20 protein-coding genes are annotated in these 22,078 nt (G+C 73.1%); 11 read left to right on the top strand and 9 right to left on the bottom strand.

Annotated elements, in window-relative coordinates:
* The first annotated feature begins 162 nt into the window (after nucleotides 1-162).
* Entirely contained in the window at nucleotides 163-804 is a 642-nt protein-coding gene (locus ACQP0T_RS18080; protein WP_433869146.1) for a GntR family transcriptional regulator, read from the top strand.
* Nucleotides 805-894: 90 nt separating this feature from the next.
* The gene (locus tag ACQP0T_RS18075; RefSeq protein WP_433869145.1) at nucleotides 895-1,902 is read left to right on the top strand and encodes a 1-aminocyclopropane-1-carboxylate deaminase; all 1,008 of its coding nucleotides are present in this window, start codon (nucleotides 895-897) and stop codon (nucleotides 1,900-1,902) included.
* Nucleotides 1,903-2,138: 236 nt separating this feature from the next.
* Here ACQP0T_RS18075 and ACQP0T_RS18070 read toward each other — a convergent pair whose 3' ends face one another.
* The 5 genes from ACQP0T_RS18070 to ACQP0T_RS18050 all read right to left on the bottom strand — a co-directional run bounded on the left by ACQP0T_RS18070 (nucleotide 2,139) and on the right by ACQP0T_RS18050 (nucleotide 8,475).
* Entirely contained in the window at nucleotides 2,139-2,789 is a 651-nt protein-coding gene (locus ACQP0T_RS18070; RefSeq protein WP_433869144.1) for an aspartate/glutamate racemase family protein, read from the bottom strand.
* Between the two features lie 11 nt (nucleotides 2,790-2,800).
* A complete protein-coding gene (locus tag ACQP0T_RS18065) occupies nucleotides 2,801-4,162 on the bottom strand; it encodes an MmgE/PrpD family protein (protein WP_433869143.1) in 1,362 nt (453 codons plus the stop codon).
* 2 nt (nucleotides 4,163-4,164) lie between these two features.
* A complete protein-coding gene (locus tag ACQP0T_RS18060) occupies nucleotides 4,165-5,445 on the bottom strand; it encodes an MFS transporter (protein WP_433869142.1) in 1,281 nt (426 codons plus the stop codon).
* A gap of 172 nt (nucleotides 5,446-5,617) precedes the next feature.
* Nucleotides 5,618-7,084 carry a dihydroorotase gene (locus tag ACQP0T_RS18055; RefSeq protein ID WP_433869141.1) on the bottom strand — a complete coding sequence of 489 codons (1,467 nt, stop codon included), beginning with the start codon at nucleotides 7,082-7,084 and terminating at the stop codon, nucleotides 5,618-5,620.
* Nucleotides 7,081-8,475 carry an FAD-dependent oxidoreductase gene (locus ACQP0T_RS18050; protein WP_433869140.1) on the bottom strand — a complete coding sequence of 465 codons (1,395 nt, stop codon included), beginning with the start codon at nucleotides 8,473-8,475 and terminating at the stop codon, nucleotides 7,081-7,083. Before ACQP0T_RS18050 ends, ACQP0T_RS18055 begins: the two co-directional genes overlap by 4 nt.
* Nucleotides 8,476-8,669: 194 nt before the next feature.
* Between ACQP0T_RS18050 and ACQP0T_RS18045 the strand changes: the two genes are divergently transcribed.
* From ACQP0T_RS18045 to ACQP0T_RS18025, 5 genes are read left to right on the top strand one after another with little or no spacing between them, the layout of a single operon-like run.
* On the top strand, nucleotides 8,670-9,473 hold the full coding sequence (locus ACQP0T_RS18045; RefSeq protein WP_433869139.1) for an IclR family transcriptional regulator: 804 nt from the start codon (nucleotides 8,670-8,672) through the stop codon (nucleotides 9,471-9,473).
* Nucleotides 9,470-10,666: a CaiB/BaiF CoA transferase family protein gene (locus ACQP0T_RS18040; protein WP_433869138.1), complete on the top strand. Its 1,197-nt coding sequence runs from the start codon at nucleotides 9,470-9,472 to the stop codon at nucleotides 10,664-10,666. Before ACQP0T_RS18045 ends, ACQP0T_RS18040 begins: the two co-directional genes overlap by 4 nt.
* Complete coding sequence (locus ACQP0T_RS18035; RefSeq protein ID WP_433869137.1) at nucleotides 10,663-11,541, top strand: HpcH/HpaI aldolase/citrate lyase family protein; 879 nt, start codon at nucleotides 10,663-10,665, stop codon at nucleotides 11,539-11,541. The genes ACQP0T_RS18040 and ACQP0T_RS18035 overlap by 4 nt, the downstream gene beginning before the upstream one ends.
* Nucleotides 11,538-12,359, top strand: a complete 822-nt coding sequence (locus tag ACQP0T_RS18030) for a cyclase family protein (RefSeq protein WP_433869136.1) — start codon at nucleotides 11,538-11,540, stop codon at nucleotides 12,357-12,359. The genes ACQP0T_RS18035 and ACQP0T_RS18030 overlap by 4 nt, the downstream gene beginning before the upstream one ends.
* Nucleotides 12,356-13,771, top strand: a complete 1,416-nt coding sequence (locus tag ACQP0T_RS18025; protein WP_433869135.1) for an MmgE/PrpD family protein — start codon at nucleotides 12,356-12,358, stop codon at nucleotides 13,769-13,771. The genes ACQP0T_RS18030 and ACQP0T_RS18025 overlap by 4 nt, the downstream gene beginning before the upstream one ends.
* 70 nt (nucleotides 13,772-13,841) lie before the next feature.
* Here the strand turns inward: ACQP0T_RS18025 and ACQP0T_RS18020 are convergent, their stop codons facing one another.
* The 4 genes from ACQP0T_RS18020 to ACQP0T_RS18005 are packed head-to-tail and all read right to left on the bottom strand — an operon-like array spanning nucleotide 13,842 to nucleotide 18,176.
* Nucleotides 13,842-15,221, bottom strand: coding sequence for an Nramp family divalent metal transporter (locus ACQP0T_RS18020; protein ID WP_433869134.1), 1,380 nt, complete (start codon nucleotides 15,219-15,221; stop codon nucleotides 13,842-13,844).
* A gap of 26 nt (nucleotides 15,222-15,247) precedes the next feature.
* The gene (locus tag ACQP0T_RS18015) at nucleotides 15,248-16,408 is read right to left on the bottom strand and encodes a sialidase family protein (protein WP_433869133.1); all 1,161 of its coding nucleotides are present in this window, start codon (nucleotides 16,406-16,408) and stop codon (nucleotides 15,248-15,250) included.
* Complete coding sequence (locus ACQP0T_RS18010) at nucleotides 16,405-17,166, bottom strand: HpcH/HpaI aldolase family protein (protein WP_433869132.1); 762 nt, start codon at nucleotides 17,164-17,166, stop codon at nucleotides 16,405-16,407. Before ACQP0T_RS18010 ends, ACQP0T_RS18015 begins: the two co-directional genes overlap by 4 nt.
* Nucleotides 17,167-17,192: 26 nt before the next feature.
* Nucleotides 17,193-18,176 carry an aldo/keto reductase gene (locus ACQP0T_RS18005; protein ID WP_433869131.1) on the bottom strand — a complete coding sequence of 328 codons (984 nt, stop codon included), beginning with the start codon at nucleotides 18,174-18,176 and terminating at the stop codon, nucleotides 17,193-17,195.
* Nucleotides 18,177-18,365: 189 nt separating this feature from the next.
* Between ACQP0T_RS18005 and ACQP0T_RS18000 the strand changes: the two genes are divergently transcribed.
* Genes ACQP0T_RS18000 through ACQP0T_RS17985 form a run of 4 tightly spaced genes read left to right on the top strand, consistent with a single transcriptional unit; the run spans nucleotide 18,366 to nucleotide 21,365 of the window.
* On the top strand, nucleotides 18,366-19,562 hold the full coding sequence (locus ACQP0T_RS18000) for a four-carbon acid sugar kinase family protein (protein ID WP_433869130.1): 1,197 nt from the start codon (nucleotides 18,366-18,368) through the stop codon (nucleotides 19,560-19,562).
* Nucleotides 19,559-20,557: a 4-hydroxythreonine-4-phosphate dehydrogenase PdxA gene (gene pdxA, locus ACQP0T_RS17995; protein ID WP_433869129.1), complete on the top strand. Its 999-nt coding sequence runs from the start codon at nucleotides 19,559-19,561 to the stop codon at nucleotides 20,555-20,557. Before ACQP0T_RS18000 ends, pdxA begins: the two co-directional genes overlap by 4 nt.
* Nucleotides 20,554-20,925 carry a DeoR family transcriptional regulator gene (locus ACQP0T_RS17990; protein ID WP_433869128.1) on the top strand — a complete coding sequence of 124 codons (372 nt, stop codon included), beginning with the start codon at nucleotides 20,554-20,556 and terminating at the stop codon, nucleotides 20,923-20,925. Before pdxA ends, ACQP0T_RS17990 begins: the two co-directional genes overlap by 4 nt.
* Nucleotides 20,904-21,365: a hypothetical protein gene (locus tag ACQP0T_RS17985; RefSeq protein ID WP_433873762.1), complete on the top strand. Its 462-nt coding sequence runs from the start codon at nucleotides 20,904-20,906 to the stop codon at nucleotides 21,363-21,365. Before ACQP0T_RS17990 ends, ACQP0T_RS17985 begins: the two co-directional genes overlap by 22 nt.
* Nucleotides 21,366-22,078 lie beyond the last annotated feature (713 nt).

The raw sequence follows: 22,078 nt of genomic DNA, 5'->3' as shown, positions 1-22,078 counted from the left end.
GAGTGAGCTAGTGGCTGAGCCTGTAGCGGTGCGTGTCCTCGTGTCAAGAGTCGGATGTCCGGCCCCTCGGCGTCTGCGGGCGCCCCTTGACATGGCTCTGGAGCGCGGTGTGCAATATTTCGCATGCCGGTGCCGAAGGAGCAGGGACTCGTTTCCCGGTCGTTGCTGCGCGACGCGGCGTACCGCTCCATCCGGGATGCGATCGTCGACGGCACCCTCGCTCCGGAGGAACGGCTCAACGACGCGGACCTGATCAGTTGGCTCGGAGTCAGCCGGACACCGATCCGCGAAGCCCTGACCAGGCTGGAGCAGTCCGGGCTCGTGCAGACCAAGCCGGGACGTTTCACCATCGTCAGTCCGCTGGACGTGCGGGAGACCCGTGCGGCCCAGTCGGTCGCCGCCGCCATGCACGAGTTGGCCGTGCGCGAAGCCGTGCCGGTGCTGTCGGCGCAGGAACTGGACGCGATGCGCGGCGCCAACGAACGTTTCGCCGCTGCGCTGCGACGAAACGACGCCGCCGCCGCGCTCGCCGCCGACGACGAGTTCCACGACGTCGCCATCACCGCCTCGGCCAACCCGGTGATCCGGTCCGTCCTCGAACAGGTCACCCCGGTCTTGCGACGGCTGGAGCGGCTGCGGTTCTCCACCCTGACCGGGCGCGGGTCCGTGGCGATGCACGACGAGATCATCGAACTGTGCGCTGCCGGTGACGCCGAACGGGCATCCGTCGCTGCGCGAAAGAACTGGCAGGCTTTGGAACCGCTGCTCGACGCGGAGCCGGACCTCGACGGTCCAGACCAGTAGCCGGGTCCGGCCAGTAGCCGGGCCAGGCCGACCCACCTCGATGCGGTGCGCCTCCGCGCCGCCGCTGCCCTCTGCTAGGAGATCCGCAGGATGCTCAACGATTTCCCGCGCTATCCCTTGACCTTCGGCCCCACTCCCGTCCACCCGCTCGACCGGCTCTCGCAGCACCTCGGTGGGGCGGCGGTGTGGGCCAAGCGGGAGGACTGCAACTCCGGCCTGGCCTTCGGCGGGAACAAGACCCGCAAGCTGGAATACCTGGTGCCCGACGCGCTGGAGAAGGGCGCGACCCACTTGGTCTCCATCGGCGGCGTCCAGTCCAACCACACCCGGCAGGTCGCCGCCGTTGCGGCCAAGCTGGGCCTGAAGGCCCGCCTGGTTCAGGAAAGCTGGGTCGACTGGCCGGATGCGGTGAACGATCGAGTCGGCAACATCCTGCTGTCCCGGATCATGGGAGCGCACGTCCAGCTCGTCGATGCGGGCTTCGGCATCGGCATCAAGTCCAGTTGGGAACAGGCGTTGGAGGACGTCCGGTCCGAGGACGGCATCCCGTACCCGATCCCCGCAGGGGCGTCCGACCACCCCCTGGGCGGGCTCGGCTTCGCGAACTGGGCCGACGAAGTGCGGCAGCAGGAGCGCGAACTCGGCGTCTTCTTCGACACCATCGTCGTCTGCAGCGTCACCGGGTCCACGCACGCGGGCATGATCGCCGGCTTCGCAGGTCAGGACCGACCTCGCCGAGTCCTCGGCATCGACGCCTCGGCGAAGATCGACGAGACCCGTGCCCAGGTAGCCAAGATCGCCCGGAACACCGCCGAACTCATCGGACTGGGCCGCGCGCTGCGCGACGAGGAGATCACCGTCCTCGACGGCTGGGCCGGCGATCGCTACGGAATCCCCGTGCGGTCGACGCTCGACGCGATCCGCCTCACCGGCCAACTCGAAGGGATGATCCTCGACCCCGTCTACGAGGGAAAATCGATGGCGGGCCTCATCGACCTCGTCACCACGGGCGAGATCGGGAAGGACTCCACCGTGCTCTACGCGCACCTGGGCGGCCAGCCCGCCCTCAACGCCTACAGCGCCCTCTTTCCCAACTAGAACCCTCGACGAGCGGCCGTGACCGGGTGGGTGCGCGTGGCGGCACCTTCCACCGAGTGTCGGAGTGGAGGTCCCTGCGATCTCGACCGCCTGATCGCCGCGCCCGATTCCGCCGAACTGTTGCGGCGGGTCGCCGTCGGCCAACCGGACATGGCAGACACCCAAGCCGGGAACGAGTGACCCCAGCACGGCTGAACTCTCTGCGCCGACCCGGTACCGGACATCGGTGTCCGACCTCAACGGGTCGGGGCACCGCCGAGCGCCCCGAGCACGCCGAGGCCGGTCCGGATCGGGTCGAGCACCAGGGGGAGGCCGGGCTCCTGGTCGGTGGCGGTGTCGACCGCCGAGCACCCGTTCACCACCGCGGTGACCCCGGCGGCGCGGGCCGCGCTCAGCGCGGGGCGCATCGCGGCGGACCAGCGCGCGGGGTCGGTGATGTCGGCGACCGGGAGCGCCAGCACGCCGACCTCGTGGAACGACGAGCCCCAGCCGTAGCGGGTGATCCGGTGGCGGAGCTCCGCCGCGATCGCCTCGTTCCGGGTGATCGCCCCGACCCGGTGCCCGGCGGCGACCGCGGCACCGACGGTCAGCCGGAGCAGGCCGAGCGCGGGGCGGCCGTTGATCGCGCCCCCGTCGGCCGGTACCGCGGGGTCGAGCACGCAGTCCGGGAGCACCGCGTCGCAGTCGGGCGCCTCGGCCAAGGCCTCGCCGACGAGGGTTTCCGAGCGGCGCACCTCGGCCGCGGTGTCGAGCGCGCGGGGACCGTCCGGGTGGAGGTCGGTCAGCACCACCTGGATCCCGGCCGGGGCGAGCGCGTCGTACCGGGCCTGGCGGCGGGCCAGTTCGGCCCGCCCGACGGTGATCGGGGTGACGGCGTGGACGAGCATGCGGTTCCTCCTCATCGGAAGTGGGTCACCCGGCCGAGGGCCCGCAGCGGTTCCCCGGCATCGGCCGCCTCCGGCAGCGCGGCGCAGTAGTCCCGGATGCCGGCGACCACGTCGGGGGCGCCGAGCAGCTCACCCAGGACGCGGGCCCGGTCGTCCGGGGTGAAGGGGTGGTACGCGGCGTCGCCGACCGGGTTCGGCCGTTCCGCGACGAACCGGCCGCGGGTCGTGCGCACGGTGACCCGGACGGGGCGTTCGGCCGGTAGCCGGGCGTCCAGGTCGGCCGCCGCCCGCACCACGACCCGGCGGGCGAGGTCCGCCGTGGCGGGGTCGGCCAGCGCGTCCGCGGACAGGTCGGCCGGGGCGACGCGTCCCCGGCGCAGCGCGGTGGCGACGACGAACGGCAGCGAGAACATGGCGGCCAGCGGGGTCGGCCACCGCGTCCGGTCGAGCTGCGCGCCGAGCGAGTGGATCTCGACGAGGACTTCCGAGGGGCGGTCGTCGACCCGGTCCCGCAGGGAGAGCGCCGCGTCGGCGGCGGCGTGCGTGAACGAGCACGACGAGTGCTGCTTGAAGTAGCCGCCGAGGACCTCCCAGCGCTCGCCCAGGCCGTCGTCGAGCGCTCCGGGGTCGAGATCGCCGAGCAGGTCCCCGAGCGACTCGGCGGCGACACCGGTCGAGTGCCCGGCCCCGGACGCGGCCAGCCGGGCCGCGGCGAGACCGGACTGGTTCGCGGCGCCGATCCAGGCGTCGCGTACCGGGTTCCCGTCCAGGGCCGCGGAGAAGGGTCCGGCGATCGGCAGGCCGCTCGCGGCGTCGATCGCGACCGCTGCGCCGTCCGAACGCAGCCGCAGGACCCGGGCGCAGCCCGCCCCCGCGCCGGCGACGCCCCAGTTGCCGTGCGGGTGCGCGCCCGGCCGGAGGCGGGTCGCACGCCCGAACCTGGCGGCGACCTCGTAGGCGGCGAGCAGCGCGCTGCACAAGTCCTCTCCCGTCGTCGCCCCCCGCGACGCCAGGGCCAGCACGGCGGGGAAGCCGTGCGCCGCCGGATGGCCACCGGCGAGCCGGTGGCCATCGTCGAGTTCGAGCCGGACCGACGCGGTGGCGTTCAACCACGCGGCGGCATCGACCGCGACCGTCCGGGCCGTCCCGAACAGGGGCGCCGGCCCGGCCGGCGGGTCCCACGCCTCGACCAGCGCCCGCTGCGCGGGCTCGCGCGAGCCGAGCGCGGTGACCGCGACGGCGTCGACGAGCACGGTCAGCAGCCGTTCCCGGACCTCGGCGGGGACCTCGGACCAGCGCAGCTGAGCCACCCAGTCGCCCAGCCGTCCGACGGCGGCCCGGACGAGGTCCTGACGCGTCTCCCGCGCGGACATGGTCAGGACCGCGCGGTGACGTTCGTGGCCGCGTCGGCGGCGGCGCGCTCGCGCGGGACGAGCAGCATGAGCAGCGCCCCGGCCACCGCCAGCCCGGCCATGACGACGAACCCGCTGGTGAAGCTGCCGGTGCTGGACACGATGAAGCCCATCACCGACGGGGCCACGATCCCGGAAGCCGCGAAGGCCGCGTCGGCGAATCCGGCCGCGCTGCCTGGCTGGTCCGGAGCCGCGTCGATGGCGGCGACCCACCAGATGCCGCCCGTGATGAAGCCGAAGCCGACGCCGAGCGAGATCGAGATCAGCGCGACGGTCAAGGTCGGCGCGATCGCCAGCGGTGCCAGCGAGCACCCGGCCAGCAGCAGGGCCACGCCCATGACCGCGAACCGGCTGCGGATCCGCGGGCTGCGGCGGTAGACGCGGTCGACGATGACGCCGCCGGCCAGCGCCCCGACGATGCCGCACGCCCACGGCGCGATCGAGAACGCGCCGGCCTGCTCGACACTGAGCCCGTAGGCACCGGACAGGAACGAGGGCAGCCAGTACATGAAGCCCCAGAACATGAAGCCCCAGGCGAAGTAGCCGCCCGCGACCACCCACAGGTTCCGGTTGGTCAGCAGGGGGCGCCACCGCACCGGCGATCGGCCCGAACCCGCCTCCGGCTCCTGCCCCGACCGGATGAGGGCCCGCTCGGCCGCGTTCACCCTCGGCGACTCCTCCGGCAGGTCGCGCAGCAGCGCGATCGCGAGGACGGCCCAGCCGACGCCGAAGATCGCCAGCATCCAGAACATGCCGCGCCAGCCGACGAGGTCCATCAGCCAGGTCAGCAGCGGACCGGAGATCAGCAGGCTGCCCGCGACCGCGACACCGCCGCAGAGGGCCAGCGCGACCCCGCGTTCGCGGACCGGCAGCCAGCGGCTGACCGTCCGGGTCGCCGCCGGGAACGCCGGTGCCTCCCCGATCCCGAGCAGCAGGCGGACGACCAGCAGGCCCGCGAACGATCCGGCGACCGGGATGAGCGCCGTGGTGATCGAGAACAGCGCGACGGCGACGAGCAGCACCCGCTGGCACCCGAACCGGTCCACCAACGGCCCGGACAGGAACGCGGCGACCATGTACCCGACCGAGAAGACGGAACTGATGATCCCGTACTGCGCGGTGGTGATCCCGAACGCTTCCTCCAGCGGTTCGACCGCGTAGGAGACCGCGCTGCGATCGAGGTAGTTGATGACGATGAGGCCGACGACCAGCCCCAACGTCACGAAGCGGAACCGTGTGCTCATGAGCGTTTCCCTTGGCTCGGATCAGCTTTCGCGCGGATTCATTCCTGCTCCACGACCTGGGAGTGGTGTCACCGGAGAACCCCGCGGTGGCGGCGGCGATGGCCGGGAAGGCGGCGCACGTGGCGGGGCGCGCCAGCGCGCTCCGCCGGAATCCCGTGCCCGGCGCGCGGTCTCAACGACCCGTGGGGCGGTGCAGGTAGCTCCCGCGCGGTTCGCCGCGCACCTTGCCCTCGTCGAAGATCCGCTGGCCGCGGAGGAACGTCGTTTCGACCGTCGAACCGATCTCCAGGCCGCGGAACGGCGTGTACTCCTGAGTGGACTCGGAGTCCGCCGGGTCCACCACGAAGGAGCGGTCCGGGTCGACGAGCGCGATGTCGGCGTCGAAACCGGGGGCGAGGTCGCCCTTGGTGGGCAGGCCGAGCCGCCGGGCGGGGTTGGTCGACACGAGTTCGGCGACGGTCGACATCGGCAGTCCCCGCTTGCGGCCTTCGCCGACGAGGCCCGGCAGGAGGTACTCGGTTCCCCCGAAGCCGGACTTCGCCGCGAACACGTCGTCGCGGTCCGGGCCGAACTTCTTCTCCTCCCGGCAGCAGGCGTGGTCGGAGACCACCCAGCTGACGTCACCGGCGAAGACGTGCTCCCACAGCTTCTCGACGTCGGCCCGCGGGCGCAGCGGCGGGTTGACCTTGCCGCCGATCCCGTCGGCGGTCGTCACGTCGGCGAGCAGGTGCCCGATGGTGACCTCCCGCCGGAAGTCGACGTGCGGGAAGGTCTTCGCCATCAGCATCGCGGCCTCCATCGCCTTGGCCGACGACAGGTGCAGCAGGTTGATGGTCGGCAGGCCCGTCTCGTGCGCGAGGTAGGAGGCGATGGTCACCGCCAGCCCCTCCGAGTGCGGCGGGCGCGAGGCGCTGTAGGCCTCCAGCCCGGACAGCGCGCCCTCCTCCTCGACCAACCGCGTGTAGGCGGTCATGATCTCGGCGGTCTCGCAGTGCAGGGACAGCGAGATCTGGTCGGCGATCTCCGGGTTCGCCTCGCGGACGGCCTGGATCCCGCGCATGACGAACTCGAAGTGGGCGATGTCGTAGCGTTCGCCCTCGGGGATCATCAGGAAGTCGCTCTGGTCGGTGGAGCGGCCGTGCAACCCGTGGCTGCCGTAGAACATGAAGATCTTGAACGACGTGACGCCGTGGTCGCGGACGAGGGCCGGGATCTCGTCGATGTGCGACACCTGCATGGGCGCGAGGTGGAAGGCGTAGTCCACGTACGACCGGCCTTCGGCGGCGGCGAGCACCTCCGGGAACACCTCGGAGTAGGGGCCGCCGCGGTTGAGGTAGTACTGCCCCGTCCGCATGTAGGTCAGCGAGGTCGTCACGCCGCCCTGCGCGCACGCCCGGCTCTCGGTCGCGGTGTCGTCGGACAGCGGGTTGTAGATGCCCCAGTGCTGGTGGGCGTCGACGACGCCGGGGAACGCGAGCAGGCCACGCCCCTCGTGCACCTCGGTGCCTTCCGGGACGGCCAACCGGGGGCCGACCTCGGTGATGACGCCGTCGGCGACGGCGATGTCGGCGGGGACGGGCTCCCCGCCGCCGGGGCGGACGACGCGCACGTCGCGGACGATCAGGTCGGGTTGGGTCATCGGACACCTTCCGGGGTGCGGGTTCGGCTGGTGGGGATCGACCGGGCGAGGTGCCCGGCGGCGACGTAGGCGAGGCCCAGCGCGGGCAGCAGACCGTTGCCGGCCAGGTAACCGGCCGCGCCGTGGCCGGAGATGCCCGCGGCCGCGCCACCGGAGGCGTACAGCCCGGGGACCGGGGCACCGGCGGGGTCGAGGACGCGGGCGTGCTCGTCCACGAGCAGCCCGCCCTGGGTGTGGAACAGCGCCGGAACGATCTCGACGGCGTGCCACGGTGCGCGGAGCGGCGTCGCGGTGGTGCGGCCGAACCGGTCGACGTGCTCGCCGGCCGCGACCCGGGCCAGCGCGTCCAGTTCGGACTCCAGCGGCGCTGCCGGGACGCCGATCACCGCGGCCAGCTCCGGGATCGCGTCGGCGGTGCGCACCGCGCCGGCGGCCAGGACGTCGTGGTAGTCGCCGAAGGCGCGGCACAGCCCGTCGATGCGCTCGTCGAACACCAGCCACCCGCGTCCGCCCGGACGAGCGGCGAGCGCGGCGGCGTACTCGGAGTAGCCGGTGGTCTCGTCGCCGAAACGCCGCCCCCCGGTGTCGACGACGGCGGCGCCGTGCATCACCGCCGTCCAGGTCACCAGGGTGTGCGCGGCCGCCGAGAGGGCGGCGTGGCCCTGGTAGGCGTCCAGGAAGCCGGTGGCCGCACCGAGCTCCCCGCCGATCCGGAGCGCGTCGCCGCGGGAGTGCTCGCCGCCGTGGTAGTGCGCACCGGCGATCTCCGGCAGGTGGGTCGCGACGAGCGCGGCGTCGGCGCCGTACCCGCTGGTGGCGAGCAGCACGGCACGGGTGCCGATCTCCTCGCGCGCGCCGTCCGGGGTCTCGACGACGGCGACCCTGTTCCCCTCCGGTCCCGCATCGACCGCGGTGAGCCGGGCGGGGACCAGGAGATCGATCCGCTCGCTGCGGTCGGCGGCGTCGAGCAGGTGGCGCAGCAGCGCCGACCCGTGCCGCCCGGGCAGGCTGTGCACCCTGGGCGCGGAGTGCCCGGGGTAGGTGAAGTCGGTGGGCAGCTCGATCGGCATCCCGACGTGGTCGGCGAGCCATTCGACGAGCTCGGCGCCGACGTGGGCCAGGGCCGTGGCGATCCGCAGGTCGGCGGTCCCCCCGGTCTTGCGCGCGATGTCGGCGACGAACCGCTCCGGGGAGTCGGTGATTCCCGCGGCCGCCTGGAAGCGCGACCCGGGGCCCGGGATCATCGCGGTGGACATCGAGGTGTTGTTGCCGCGGCGGAAGTGCGGATCGGAGTCCACCACCAGCACGTCGAGACCGAGCTCCGCGGCCCGGACCGCGGCGGTCAACCCGCCACCAGCACCCGCGACCACCAGGTCGACGTCGAACGTCATCGTTCCTCCTGCCCCGACCGGACTCGCTCTGTTCCGTTGAGCGAAACGCGCTGCCCGGTCGTTCGGTGAGGTCGATAACACCAGCAGCGCCTGCACAAGTGCAATACCTCCGGTGTAAATTCCTTGACACGCCGCACGGTTCACCGCATTCTTGTTCCGTCCAGCGGTACGTATCTGAGCGCGAGGAGACCGGCGTGGCGGAGTCGACCGGAGGGACCGGGGCCACCGAGCGGGTGGCGGACGTCCTGCTGCTGTTCACCGACGGGCCGCCGACCCTCGGCGTGAGCCGGGTGTCCCGGGAGCTCGACCTGTCCAAGGCCGTCGTGCACCGCATCCTGCGGTCGCTCACCAGCCGGAACCTGATCGCCTACGACCCGGCCAGCCGGGAGTACCGGCTGGGGCCGGCGGCTGCCGCGCTGGGCAGCCGGGCCCTGCGCGACTCCGACCTCCGGACGGCGGCCCTGCCGTTCCTGGCCGACCTGCGCGACCGCCTGCACGAGACGGTGACGATCAGCGCGAAAGTGCACGGGGGTCGCGTCTACCTCGACCAGGTCGTCGGCACCCACGAGATCACCATGTCGGTGGAGCTCGGCCGGCGGTTTCCGTTGCACGCGGGTTCCTCCGGCAAGTGCATGCTCGCCCACTCCGCCCGCGACGAGGTCGACCGGCTGCTCGCCGACGAGCTCACCGCGCTCACCCCCGCCACGCCGACCGACCCGGATGCGCTGCGGGCCGAGCTGGTCCGGATCCGCGAGCGCGGCTACGCGGCCTCCGCCGGCGAGCGGCAGGGCGACGCCGGCTCGGTCGCCGTGCCGGTGTTCGGTCCCGGCGGGCTGGTCGGCGCGGTCTCGGTGTGCGGGCCGCGATTCCGGGTGACGGAGGAGTTCGTCGCCGAGACCGCCCCCGAACTGATCGAGGCCGCCGACCGGATCACCGCTCGGCTCGGCGGCACCGCGCCCGCGCGCGCCGTCCCCACCCCCACCGGAAGGACGCCATGAGCCACGACCACCCGGTTGCGCTGGGGGGCCTGAAGGTCCTCGACGCCTCCACCCTGTTCGCCGGCCCGCTGGCCGCCACCCTGCTGGGCGACCAGGGCGCCGACGTGATCAAGATCGAGCACCCGCGCGGCGACCCCGCCCGGACCCACGGCGCGCAGAAGGACGGCGTCGGGCTCTGGTGGAAGATGCTGGCCCGCAACAAGCGGGCGATCACGCTGGTGCTCTCGACCCCTCGCGGGCGGGAGCTGTTCCTCGACCTCGCCGCCGACGCGGACGTGGTGATCGAGAACTTCCGGCCCGGAACCCTGGAGCGCTGGGGGCTGGGCTGGGAGGAACTGTCCGCCCGCAACCCGCGGCTGGTGCTGGCCCGGGTGACCGGGTTCGGCCAGACCGGGCCGTACGCGTCCCGGCCCGGCTTCGGCACGCTGGCCGAGGCGATGAGCGGGTTCGCCGCCATGACCGGCGAGCCGGACGGTCCGCCCACCCTGCCACCGTTCGGACTCGCCGACGGCGTCGCCGCGCTGACCACGGCGTTCGGCATCATGACCGCGCTGCGCGCCCGCGAGGCCACGGGCCGCGGGCAGGTGCTGGACACCGCGATCATCGAGCCGCTGCTGCACCTGCTCGGGCCGGGCCTGATCGCCTACGACCAGCTCGGGGTCCTGCAGCCGCGCACCGGCAACCGCTCGACCAACAACGCTCCGCGCAACACCTACCGCTGCGCCGACGGCCGGTGGGTGGCCGTGTCCACCAGCGCCCACTCCATCGCCGAGCGGGTGATGCGGCTGGTCGGCGCGCCCGAGCTGATCGACGAGCCGTGGTTCGCCAGCGGCGCGAGCCGGGCCGAGCACGTCGAGGAACTCGACGCAGCCGTCGGGTCCTGGATCGCCGCCCGCGGCCGGGACGAGGTCGTCGAGGCGTTCGAGAAGGCCGAGGCCGCGGTCGCCCCGATCTACACCGCCGCCGACGTGCTCGCCGATCCGCACTTCAACGCGCTGGGCAGCATCGTGACCATCGACGACGACGAGCTCGGCCCCGTCCGCTTCCAGAACACCCCCTTCCGGTTGTCGGAGACCCCCGGATCGGTCCGCACCACGGGCCCGCGACTGGGTGCGCACACCGCCGAGGTCCTCGGCGGGCTCGGCGTCGATGCCGACGAGCTGGACCGGCTGCGGGCGCAGGGGGTCGTGTGACCGCCGTCGGCCTGGCCCGGAGCTGGCTCTACGTCCCCGGGCACCGCGCCGACCTCGTCCGCAAGGCGCTCGACGGCCCGGCGGACGCGGTCGTCGTGGACCTGGAGGACGCGGTGCCGCCCACGCACAAGGAACAGGCCCGGGACACCGCGGTGACGACGTGCGCGTCCCGGCGGAACCGGGTCTGGGTCCGCATCAACGGGGCCGGCACCGCCTGGGCCGACGCCGACGCCGCGGCGCTGGTCGGCCGCGACGCCGCGGGCCTGCGGGTCCCCAAGGCCGAAGACCCCGCGGCCGTCGCCGCGCTGGCGGAGCGGACCGGGCTCCCGCTGCACCTGCTGGTCGAGAGCGCCCGCGGGCTGCGTCGGGTGTTCGAGCTCGCCGAGTGCCACCCGCTGGTGGTCGGCGTCTCGCCCGGCGAGACCGACCTCGCCGCCGACCTGCGGATCCGCGACCGCCGCGAGCTCGCCTGGGCCCGCGCCCGGATCGTCACCGCGAACCGCGCGGCCGAGCTGCCCAGCCCGGTCGCCAGCGTCTGGACCGACCTGTCCGACACCTCGGGGCTCACCGAGGACAGCACCGCGCTGCGCGACGCCGGGTTCTTCGGCCGCTCCGTGATCCACCCGGCGCAGATCGCCCCGGTGCACCGCGCCTTCACCCCGGACCGCGACGAGGTCGAGCGGGCCCGGGCCCTGCTCGACGCGCTCGACGTCGCGGGTGACGCCGCCGCGTGGGTCGACGACCGCGGCCGCTTCGTCGATCCGGCCGTCGTCGCCGGCGCCCGTTGGGTGACCGACCTCGCCGACGCGCTGGCCGACTCCCCGAACGACAACGACGAACCGGCCCCCACCCGGCCGGGAAGGAGCACCCCGTGACCACCGCACGCCCCGAACTGCTCGACGCCGTCCGCGGCGGAACCCGGGTGATCGAGCTCGGCCACCCGCTCTACACCGGGATGGCCGGCTCGCCGAACCATCCCGGGTTCCGGATGACGCTCGAACGCCGCCACGGTGACGCGGTCCGCCCCGACGGCGGCTCGGCGTCGAACGAGGTGATCGTCACCGGCGGGCACACCGGCACCCACGTCGACGCGCTCGCCCACGTCAGCCACGACGGCCTGCTGCACGGCGGCGTCGACGCCGTCGAGGCCCAGCGCGGCGGGAAGCACACCGCGCACGGCGCGGAGACCATCCCGCCGATGGTCACCCGGGGCGTCTTCCTCGACGTCGCCGCGGTGCACGGGGTGGACGTGCTGGAACCCGGGTACGGCGTGACGGCGGAGGACCTGGCGCGGGCCGCCGAGCGCGCCGGCGCCGAGCCCGGTCCCGGCGACGTGGCGGTGGTGCGCACCGGCTGGGGCCGGTTGTTCGGCGACCCGGTCGCCTACGTCGGCAAGGAATCCGGCGTGCCCGGCATGACGGTGGCGGGTGCGCGCTGGCTGGCCGAGCGGCGGATCGTCGCGACCGGCGCGGACACCACCGCCTACGAGCAGATCCCGGCCGGCGCCGGGCACCGGGTGCTCCCGGTGCATCGGGAGCTGCTGGTCGACGGCGGCATCCACATCGTCGAGCACATGGCGTGCGAGGACGCCGCGGCGGCCGGTCTCGGCGAGTTCCTGGCCGTGTTCGCGCCGCTGCGCATCGTCGGCGCCACCGGCGCCCCGGTCCGCCCGCTGGCGGTGGTGGCGGCATGAACACCCCGGCGCAGCGGATCGGCGAGGTCGGCGCCCGGCTGGCCGCCGACGGCGTCGACGACCGGTTGGCCGACGACCTGGTCCGGCGGATCGTCGACGTCGTCGGCAACTCGCTGGCCGCCACGCGCGAGGAACCGGCCCGGATCACCGGCGCGGTGGTCACCGAGTGGGGCGGCACGCCCGCGGCGACCGGGATCGGGCTGGCGCAGCGGGTACCGGCGCCCTCGGCGGCGCTGGTCAACGGCACGCTGGCGCACAGCCTGGACTTCGACGACACGCACCTGCCCTCGGTGCTGCACCCGTCGGCGGCGGTGGTCCCGGCGGCGCTGGCCACGGCGGAGCGAACCGGGGCGGGCGGTCGGGCGCTGCTGGCCGCTGCCGCGATGGGCGTCGAGGTGACCTGCCGCCTGGGCATGGCCGGCTACGACGAGGAGCTGGGCAACTCGGTCTTCTTCGAGCACGGCCAGCACGCGACGGCGATCTGCGGCGCGGTGGGCGCGGCCGTGGCCTCGGGCATGCTGCGGGGGCTCGACGCGGACCGGCTGACCTCGGTCGTCGGCATCGCGGCGAGCATGGGCGCCGGTGTCATCGAGGCCAACCGCACCGGCGGCACGATCAAGCGGGTGCACTGCGGCTGGGCCGCGCACGCCGGCGTGGTCGCCGCCGACCTGGCGCGGCACGGCCTGACCGGGCCGCCGACGGTGGTCGAGGGCCGCTTCGGATTCCTGCGCGCGTTCTGCGGCGAGCGGGTGCACCCGGAACGGGTCACCGACGGCCTCGGCGAGCGGTGGGAGACGCCGGGCGTGTTCTTCAAGCCGTACCCGTGCAACCACTTCACGCACGCGGGCGTGGATGCGGCGCTCCGGCTGCGCGAGCGGGGGGTGACCGCCGACGAGGTCCGCGCGCTGGTGCTCGGTGTGCCCGCACCGGTCCTGCGGACGATCGCCGAGCCCGCGGAGGAGAAGCGCCGGCCCCGCTCCGGGTACCACGCGGCGTTCTCCGGTCCCTACACCGTGGCCGCGGCGCTGCTCGGCGGCGGGGGACTGGGTGTGTTCCACGAGGACTTCACCGATGCCGCCGCGGCCGACCCCCGGCGGCTGGAGCTCGCCGAGCGGGTGCGGGTCGTCGCCGACGACGAGGCGACGGCCGGGTTCCCGCGCCAGTTCCCGGCCGTGCTCACCGCCGAACTCGCCGACGGCACCTCGGTGACCGAACGCGTCCGGGAGAACCGCGGCGGCCCGCAGCGGCCGCTGTCGGCCGACGAGCTCGCCGCCAAGTTCACCGGCAACGCCGAGCGGGCCGTGGAGGCGGACCAGGCCGCCGGGATCGTCGGGGCGTTGTGGGACCTGCGCGACGACCGCCCGGTCGCCGAGGTGATGACCGGCTTGCAGCACGCCGCTGCGCGAAGCTGACCGGAAGCCTCCTCGTGGGCTGGCGCGATCACCGCCGCGATCGCGCCACCCCTGATCCTGCGGTGCCCGGTCAGCCCAGGAGGGTTCCCACGATGCTGGTGCAGAGTTCGTAGGTGGCCCAGAGGCCCACCCCGCCGATGAGCGCCAGGAGCGCGGTCTCCCACCACTTGTTGGCGTAGCCCTCGGCCATCAGGGAGCGCTTCGAGGTCATCACGATCAGACCGATGATGATCATCGGCACGGTCAGCACGTTGATCGAGTTGCCGAGCAGGGTCATGATCACCATGCCGGGCATGCCGGGCAGCGAGAACACGATCGGCACCGTCATGATCACCGTGAGGATGATCCAGAACAGCGGGTCGTGGGAGAACGCGTCCTTGTCCGCGACACCGGTCAGGTCCCGGTTCGAGCGCAGGCGTGCCAACCGCTCGGGCCGGGACTTGTGCAGCGACTCCACGAACATCCGCACGAACACGCGCGGCTGGGTGACGATGTTGTTGAACACCGTGAAGAAGATCGCCAGCCACATGATCGGCGGCCCGGCCGGGCCGATGGCCTTCTCCATCATGCTCGCCAGGCCGTCGGCGGAGGACACGCTCTCCCCGGTGCCGTGCAGCGTTTCGGCCGCGACCACCCAGACGGCCAGCACCAGGCCGAACATCACCAAGCTGCCGAAGCGCAGGTCCAGCCGCTGCAGCTTGAGGTAACCGCTCCCGCGCCAACCCTTCTCGTGCATCAGGTACGGGTAGAGCAGGTTGGCCGCCGAGCCGCCGACCGCGCCGATGAGCCCGACCGCCGTGCTCGCCGCCGTGATGTAACCGGCCTCGCCCGGCGGCATCTCGAACAGCAGGCCGCCGAACAGCTTCGGGATGTCGATGCCGGTGCCGATCAGCGCCAGCAGGAAGCAGACCACGAGCACGGCCATGGTGATCTGGGCGACGATCTCGAGCCCGCGGAAGTGCCCCTTGCGCCGCGCGGCCAGCGCGTAGGCCACGGCGGCGGTGAACAGCGCCCACAGCGGAACCCCCCAGCTGCCCAACGGCAGGACCGGGCGGAACAGGGAATCGAGCGCGGTCGCCGCCGCCAGGGTCAGGAAGGAGACGTAGACGAAGCCGAGCACGCACGTGGTGGCCCCGATGAACATCGGGAAGCCCTTCCACACCCGGCCGTACCCGTCCAGGATGGTCTCGTCGCCGACCGCGTTGCACAGCTGGTACTTCGACATCGACGAGACGATGAAGTACCGCGAGAAGGTGGCGATCAGCAGCGTCCAGACCAGCGCGTAGCCGAAGGTCGAGCCGGAGACCGAGGCGCTGATGAAATCGCCCGTCCCCAGCCAGGACATCACCACGACGATTCCCGGGCCCATGCTCCTGAGGAAGCCGGACCAGGTCTCGGGTGGGCCTGGGTGGTTCACCGCCGCGGATTTCGCGTTGACGTCACTAGCCATGGCTGCTCCATTGCAAAGGCCGGGGTTCAGCCGCCGAACCAGGTGGGGGACACGCGCACGTGCTTGATCGCCCGGCGGAAGTAGGTGAAGGCGACGTGCAGGTCGCCGTCGTCGGTCTGGGTGATCGAGGGGTAGGACAGCTCCCGGTTGAGGCCGTCGCGGGAGTTGTTGGTCAGGCAGTAGCCGTCGCCGACCTCCACGTCGCGGCGCACCGGCCAGCTGCGCCCGCCGTCGGCGGACAGCGCGACGGTCAGCGGGGCGCGCGGGGCTCCCCAGAACGCGGTTCCGGGTGGCTGTTCCCGCACCGCACCGGGTTCGGTGATCGAGTCGCCGTCGATCTCGTCGTAGAGGGAGGCGCGGCGCTCGGTGGCGTCGGCGGCGCTGCTGGCGTTGTAGGCCAGCGCGAGCCGCCCGTCGTGCAGCGCGGTGACCTGGATCGACGAATTGTTGTTGGGCAGCTCGGTCGGCTCGGGTGCGCTCCAGGTGGTGCCGTCGGTGGATCGGCTGGCGAAGATCGCGTCGGCCTGGCGGCGCCGGAACAGCGCGAGCAGTCCGCCCCCGGCCAGCGGCACCACGTTCATGTGCACGCAGCCGGTGCTACCCGGCACGTCGTGGTGCGACCAGGTGGCACCGCGGTCGTCGGAGACGAGCACCGCGCTGGTGTCGTCATCCCCGCGCCACCGGCCGGTCCCCGGCCGCACGCAGTGGAACACCGGCAGCACCCAGCGGCCGGAGCCCAGCACCACCACGGGCTGCCGGACGAACACGCCGCCGGTGTCCGAGGCCGGGATGAGGGTGCGGGGCTTGCTCCAGCTGCGCCCCTCGTCGCGAGAGGTCACCAGCCGCACCTCGGCGGTGTCCTGGTTCCCGGAGTGCTGCGCGGTGTAGAGCAGCCAGAGCTCGCCGCCGGGCGTGGGGAACAGCACCGGGTTCTGCTCGGAGCGCTCGGGGTCGGCGGAGACCTGGACCGGTTCGCTCCAGCGCCCCCGGTCGTCGAGCCGGGCGAACCAGACGTTGATGTCCGAGAGCCCTTCCTGCGTCCCGGCGAACCAGGCGCAACCGAGCTCGCCGCCGGGCAGCGGCATGAGGTTGGCCGCGTGCGACTGCGCGGTGCCCGCGCTCAGGAAGGTCTCGCGGCGGTGCGGCTCGACCTCGCGGAGCACGCCGTCGGTGATCAGTTCGGTCACGACTTCGCCGCCTCCAGGTGCTCGCCCGCCACCCGTTCCAGGTGCACCAGGTCGCAGGCGATGCTGGCGAAGGTGTAGCCCTGCTCCAGCCTGCGCGCGGCGGTGGCGCCGTCGGGCGTGTGGATGCCGGCCGCGATACCGGCTTCGGCGGCTGCGCTCCGGACGTCGGTCACCGCCTGCTCGAACTCCTCCGCCACGGCCGGGTCGCCCGGGAACGCCCCGCCGACGGCCAGGCACAGGTCCGACGGTCCCACGTAGACGCCGTCGATGCCTTCGGTCGCGCAGATCTCGCGGACGTTGGCCAGTCCCTGCGGGGTTTCGATCATCGCCAGCAGCGCGGTGCTCCCATCCGCCTCGGCCGGGCGCGGGCCGATCCGCAGCCCGGACCGCATCGGCCCGTAGGAGCGGCGGCCGTGCGGCGGGTAGCGCGTGGCGGCCACCGCTGCGCGGGCGTCCTCGGCCGAGTCGACCAGCGGGACGATGACCCCGCCCGATCCGGCGTCGAGAGCGCGCCCGATGGCGGCCGGGTCGTTGGCCTCCACCCGGGTCAGGCCGACGGACCGGCCGCCCGCGTCGATGGCCATCATGGCGTCGCGCAGGCCCGAATAGCCGAGCAGGCCGTGCTGGGCGTCCACCGCGACGTAGTCGTAGCCGAGCCGGGCGATGCGCTCGGTGCCGATCGGGTTGTCGAGCACCACCCAGTACCCGACGACCTTCTCCCGGGCGCGCAACTTGCGCGCGAATTCCGTTGCGGACACGGAGGTTCCTTTCGATCGAGACGGGTTCAGCGGTTGTAGGCGGGCATCGGTCCGCGCAGGAACGCCCCGACGGCGTCGCACGCCTCGACCACGTCCGGCGGCAGCGGCCCGGCCCCCAGGGCCGCGATGTTGGCCCCGAGCTGCTCGACCTTCGAACCGCCGAGCAGCACCGCCGAGGTGGCGGGTTTGCCGAGCACCCAGCGCAACGACAGCTCCACCAGCGGGATCCCGGCGTCGTCGGCGATCGTGGTGAGGCGTTCGATCGCGTCGAAGAGCCGCTCGTCCCAGTAGCGCTCGCGGTACATCTCGGCGAGCCGGGAGTCGGCGAAGCGGCCCGAGGACGGGTCGCGCCCGAAGCGGTGCCGCCCGGTGAGCAGTCCGCCGGCCAGCGGGTTGTAGACCATGGTCAGCAGGCCCGCCGCGTCCGCGAACTCGACGTACTCCTCCTCGACGCGGCGGGCCAGCAGGTTGTACAGCTGCTGGGCGATGACCGGGCGCGGCGCGCCCACCTCGTCGGCGACCTGGTTGAGCTCGGCGATCTGCCAGGCGGCGAAGTTGGAAACGCCGAGCGCGCCGATCTTGCCCTCGGTGACCAGGCTCGCGATCGTCGCGAGGGTGTCGGTCAGCGAGGCCGCGCGATCGGGCTGGTGCAGGTAGAACAGGTCGACGCGGTCCACGCCCAGCCGGGACAGGCTCCCGTCGACGCCGGCGCGCAGGCCCGCGGGGGACAGCGGTGAGTGCTCGCCCGCGTCCGGGTGCGGCATCCCGGCCTTGGTGGCCAGTGAGATGCGGTCGCGCCGGGAGGGCAGGAGCTCGCCGAGCATGCGCTCGGTCGCACCGCCCGCGTACCCGTTGGCGGTGTCCACCGCGGTGATCCCCGCGTCGAGCGCGGTGTCGAGCATCCTCGCCGCTCCGGCGGCATCGACGGTGTCACCGAACGTCATCGTCCCGAGCACGAGGGACGACATGGGCACCTCGACGCCGGGCACCTCCAAACGCGACAGGGTCATGCGGGACTCCTCGGGGAACGGCGATGGCCACTCGGGCTCGTTGCGCGGCTCACGTTCGCAGGATTGCGCGTTTCGCGCAATAGCTATGGCGCGAAACGCGCATCAGCGCTACCGTGGTCACCACGCCACGGGACCGACCGCGCCCCCGTCCGACGAGCCGGGAAGAGCTACGACGAGGAGCTGAACACGGTGGAAGAAGGGCTTCTCGCGCTGGCCGACGATTTGTCCGGAGCAGTGGAGACCGCTGCGTGCCTGCGCCCGCTGGGGCGTGCCACGACGGTCGAACTCGCGCGGGTCGAGGCGTCACATGCGCACAACGCGCAATCCGTGGTCGTGGTGGACCTCGACGCCCGCGCGCTCCCGGCCGCCGAGGCTGCCCGCGTCGCCGGTGCCGCCCTGCGCGACGCGCACGAGCGCCCGGTCTTCCTCAAGATCGACTCCCAGCTGCGCGGCAACGTGGCGGCCGTGCTGGGCGCCGCCGCGGACCGACCGCTGGTCGTCGCCCCGGCCCTGCCCGCGCTGGACCGGACCGCGGTGGGCGGGGTCGCTCACCTGCGCGGCGTCCCGCTGCACCGCTCGGGGGCGTGGCAGGTCGAGGACACCTCCCCGCCGCGCAGCATCGCCGAAGCCCTCGCGCCGCTCCCGTGCCGCAGCATCCCGCTGCCGATCGTGCGCTCGGCGGCGCTGCGCGCCGCGCTGGCCGAATGCGCCGCCGCCGGCGAGGTCGCGGTCTGCGACGGGGAAACCGACGCCGACCTCGACGCCGTGGTCACCGCAGCCCCCGACCGGGCCCGGCTCGCCGGTTCCGGCGGTCTGGCCGCCGCCCTCGGACGCGCCGCCCGCCGTTCCGCGGTCGAGGCACCGCCCCCGCCGACCGGGAACCCGGTGCTGATCGTCGTCGGCACGGCCGCTCCCGAGGCCGCCGAGCAGCTGAACGTCGCCGAGCTGCGCGGAACGCACGTGGTGACGTGCCGCCCCGCCGACCTCCTCGGCCGGGGAACCAGCGAGTCCGCCCTCTCCCGCGCACTCGGCGCGCTGGAGCGCGGACCTACCGCGCTGAGCATCGACGCCGCCGAGCCGGTCCCGCCCGAGCGCTCCCGGGACCTGGTGCGAGGTCTGGCTTCCACCGCGGCAGGCGTCGTCGGGCGCCACCCCGGGCCCGTCGACCTGGTGCTCACCGGTGGTGAGACGGCGCGGCTGGTGCTCGATGCGCTCGGCGTCCGCGCCCTGGTGCCGGTCGGCGAGATCCACCACGGTGCCGTGCGCAGCCGCACACCCCTCGGCGCCTCGGTGGTGACCCGGCCCGGCAGCTTCGGCGGGCGCGACAGCCTCGTCCGGATCGTCGAACACCTCCGTCCCGCAGGAATCGAAAGGTTGACGAAGTGAACAGTGCCTCCACCACCCCCGTGATCGCCGTGACGATGGGGGACGGCGCCGGTATCGGCCCCGAGGTCACCGTCGGGGCGCTCCTCGACGAGGCCACCGCCGCCCGGTGCCGCCCCGTCGTCATCGGCGACGCCGCCCGGCTGCGGCGAGCGGCCGACATCCTCGGCGTCGAGGCCGAGGTGGTCGCCGTCGAGTCGGTCGAGGACGCGGTCTTCGCACCGGGCCGGATCAACGTCGTCGATCTGGGCCTGCTGCCCGCCGACCTGCCGTGGGGCGCGGTGTCCCCGGTCGCCGGCGACGCCGCCTACCAGTACATCCGGGTGGCCAGCGAGCTGGCGACGAGCGGGGCCGCGCAGGGCATCTGCACCGCGCCGCTGAACAAGGAGGCGCTGCACGCGGCCGGGCACGTCTACCCCGGGCACACCGAGCTGCTCGCGCACCTGACCGGCACCGACGAGGTGTCGATGATGCTGGCCACCCCGGCGATGAAGGTCATCCACGTGACCACCCACATCGGACTGATCGACGCCGTCGCCGCGATCGAGCCCGGTCTCGTCGAGCGCACCGTGCGCCGCGGCGACCGGACGCTGCGCGACTCGGGCGTCGAGTCCCCGCGCATCGGCGTCTGCGGGATCAACCCGCACGCCGGGGAGAACGGCCTGTTCGGCCACGGCGAGGAGGACGAGAAGATCGTCCCGGCGCTGGAGAGGCTCCGCGCCGACGGCATCGACGCCCAGGGCCCGCTGCCCGCCGACACCGCGTTCTTCCTGGCCACGCGCGGGGAGTACGACCTCATCGTCGCGATGTACCACGATCAGGGCCACGGCCCGGTCAAGGTCCTCGGCATCGAAACGGGTGTGAACATCACCGTCGGCCTGCCCGTGATCCGCACCTCGGTCGACCACGGCACGGCCTTCGACATCGCCGGAACGGGCGAGGCCAGCGCCGACAGCATGGTCGAAGCCCTCCGCCAGGCCGCTAACCTGTGCGCGTGAACCGACCAGAGGGTGGTGCGATGCCCCGCGGAGCGCGGGAGCGCCGGACGGCGATCCTGCAGTTGGCCGACAGTTCCGGGTTGACCAGCGTCGACGAGCTGTCGACGGCGTTCGGGGTGACGGCGTCGACGATCCGGCGCGACTTGGCGCAGCTCGAGGCCGCGGGCCAGCTCGCCCGGACCTACGGCGGCGCGATGCCGCTGCGGCACGAGGCCTCGGTGCGCCAGCGCAACGGTGAAGCCGCCGAGGCCAAGCAGGCCATCGCCCGCTGGGCCGCCGAGCAGGTGCGGCCCGACGAGACGATCCTGCTCGACTCCGGTAGCACCACCACGCCCTCGCCCGCGAGCTGGCGCACCGCAGCGACCTGACGATCGTCACCACGGCGATCACCGTGCTCCACGAGCTCGCCGGCGCCGACCTCCGCGTCGAATGTCTGGGGGGTGCGCTGCGACAGCTCAGCCAGGGCTTCGTCGGCCCGCTGACCGAAGCCGCCCTGGAGCGCCGGACGTTCGACCGCGCGTTCCTCGGCGCCGACGGCGTCACCGCCGAGCACGGCATCTGCGAGGCGGAGCTGGAGCAGACCCGCCTCAAAGAGCTCATGGCCCGGCGAGCCGACCACGTCTACGTCCTGGTCCACGCCGAGAAGCTCGGCCATCGTCCCTTCCGGGCGCACACCCCGCTGAGCCCGGGCTGGACCCTCGTCACCGACGACTCGGCCACCCGGTCGAGCACCGCCCCCTTCCACGCCCGAGGCCTCAACCTCGTGGTGGCCGCGACCACGAGCACGACCACCGACCAGGCCGGTTGACCAGGACTGGCACGACCCCGCCGAGCTCGTCGTGGCCACGCCCGGCCGCGGGTGCTTCCGCCGGAACGCCTCCCGCGCGCGGGAGGCCGTCGGCGCACCGCTGAACGCGTCAGGCTCAATCGGGTGTGTGCGGGATCACGCTATGGAGTGGTCGGGAATGATGTCGGTGTGCGGTCGAAATTCGTCTCAATTATCGTCAATCGGGACCTGATCGATCGGCGAAGGGTATTCGGCGAAGCCGGAGCTGCGAACTTTTCGGACCGTGCTCGGCCTTGCCGTCGCCCGGCTCGGCCGCGACGATCTCGGAGGTGGCGAGTGCTGCGCGTCGGAACGTGGAAAACCTTGCCGCAGCGGCGGTTCCGCGGACAACGGGTGCGGGCCGAACGTGGAGATCGATTGTCGGGAAACCGGGTGCACGCACCGGTGGAGAAAAGGGAGATCGTTTCTCCGCCAGGTCTGATCCGTTTCGTCGAGTCTTCGCGGTCCGGCTTAGCGGCGCCCGCCGGTTGATCGATTTCCGCGAATTCGTTCCCGGATTTTCGATCTCGTGCGGGAGCGATGGTGGATCTTTCCCGCCGTGATTCCGTGCTTCGTCCAGGAGCGCGGCTCGAAGGAGCTCTCCGCACCGCGACAGCGCGGTCATGACGCTGACCTTCTTCCGCGCCGTTCCCCCGATCACCTCCGAGCCGGTCGGCACCCCGGGACGCGCCACC

The organism is Saccharopolyspora sp. CA-218241 (genome assembly GCF_050954615.1).
Taxonomy (GTDB): domain Bacteria; phylum Actinomycetota; class Actinomycetes; order Mycobacteriales; family Pseudonocardiaceae; genus Saccharopolyspora; species Saccharopolyspora cebuensis.
This window is presented reverse-complemented; position numbering and strand designations above follow the sequence as displayed.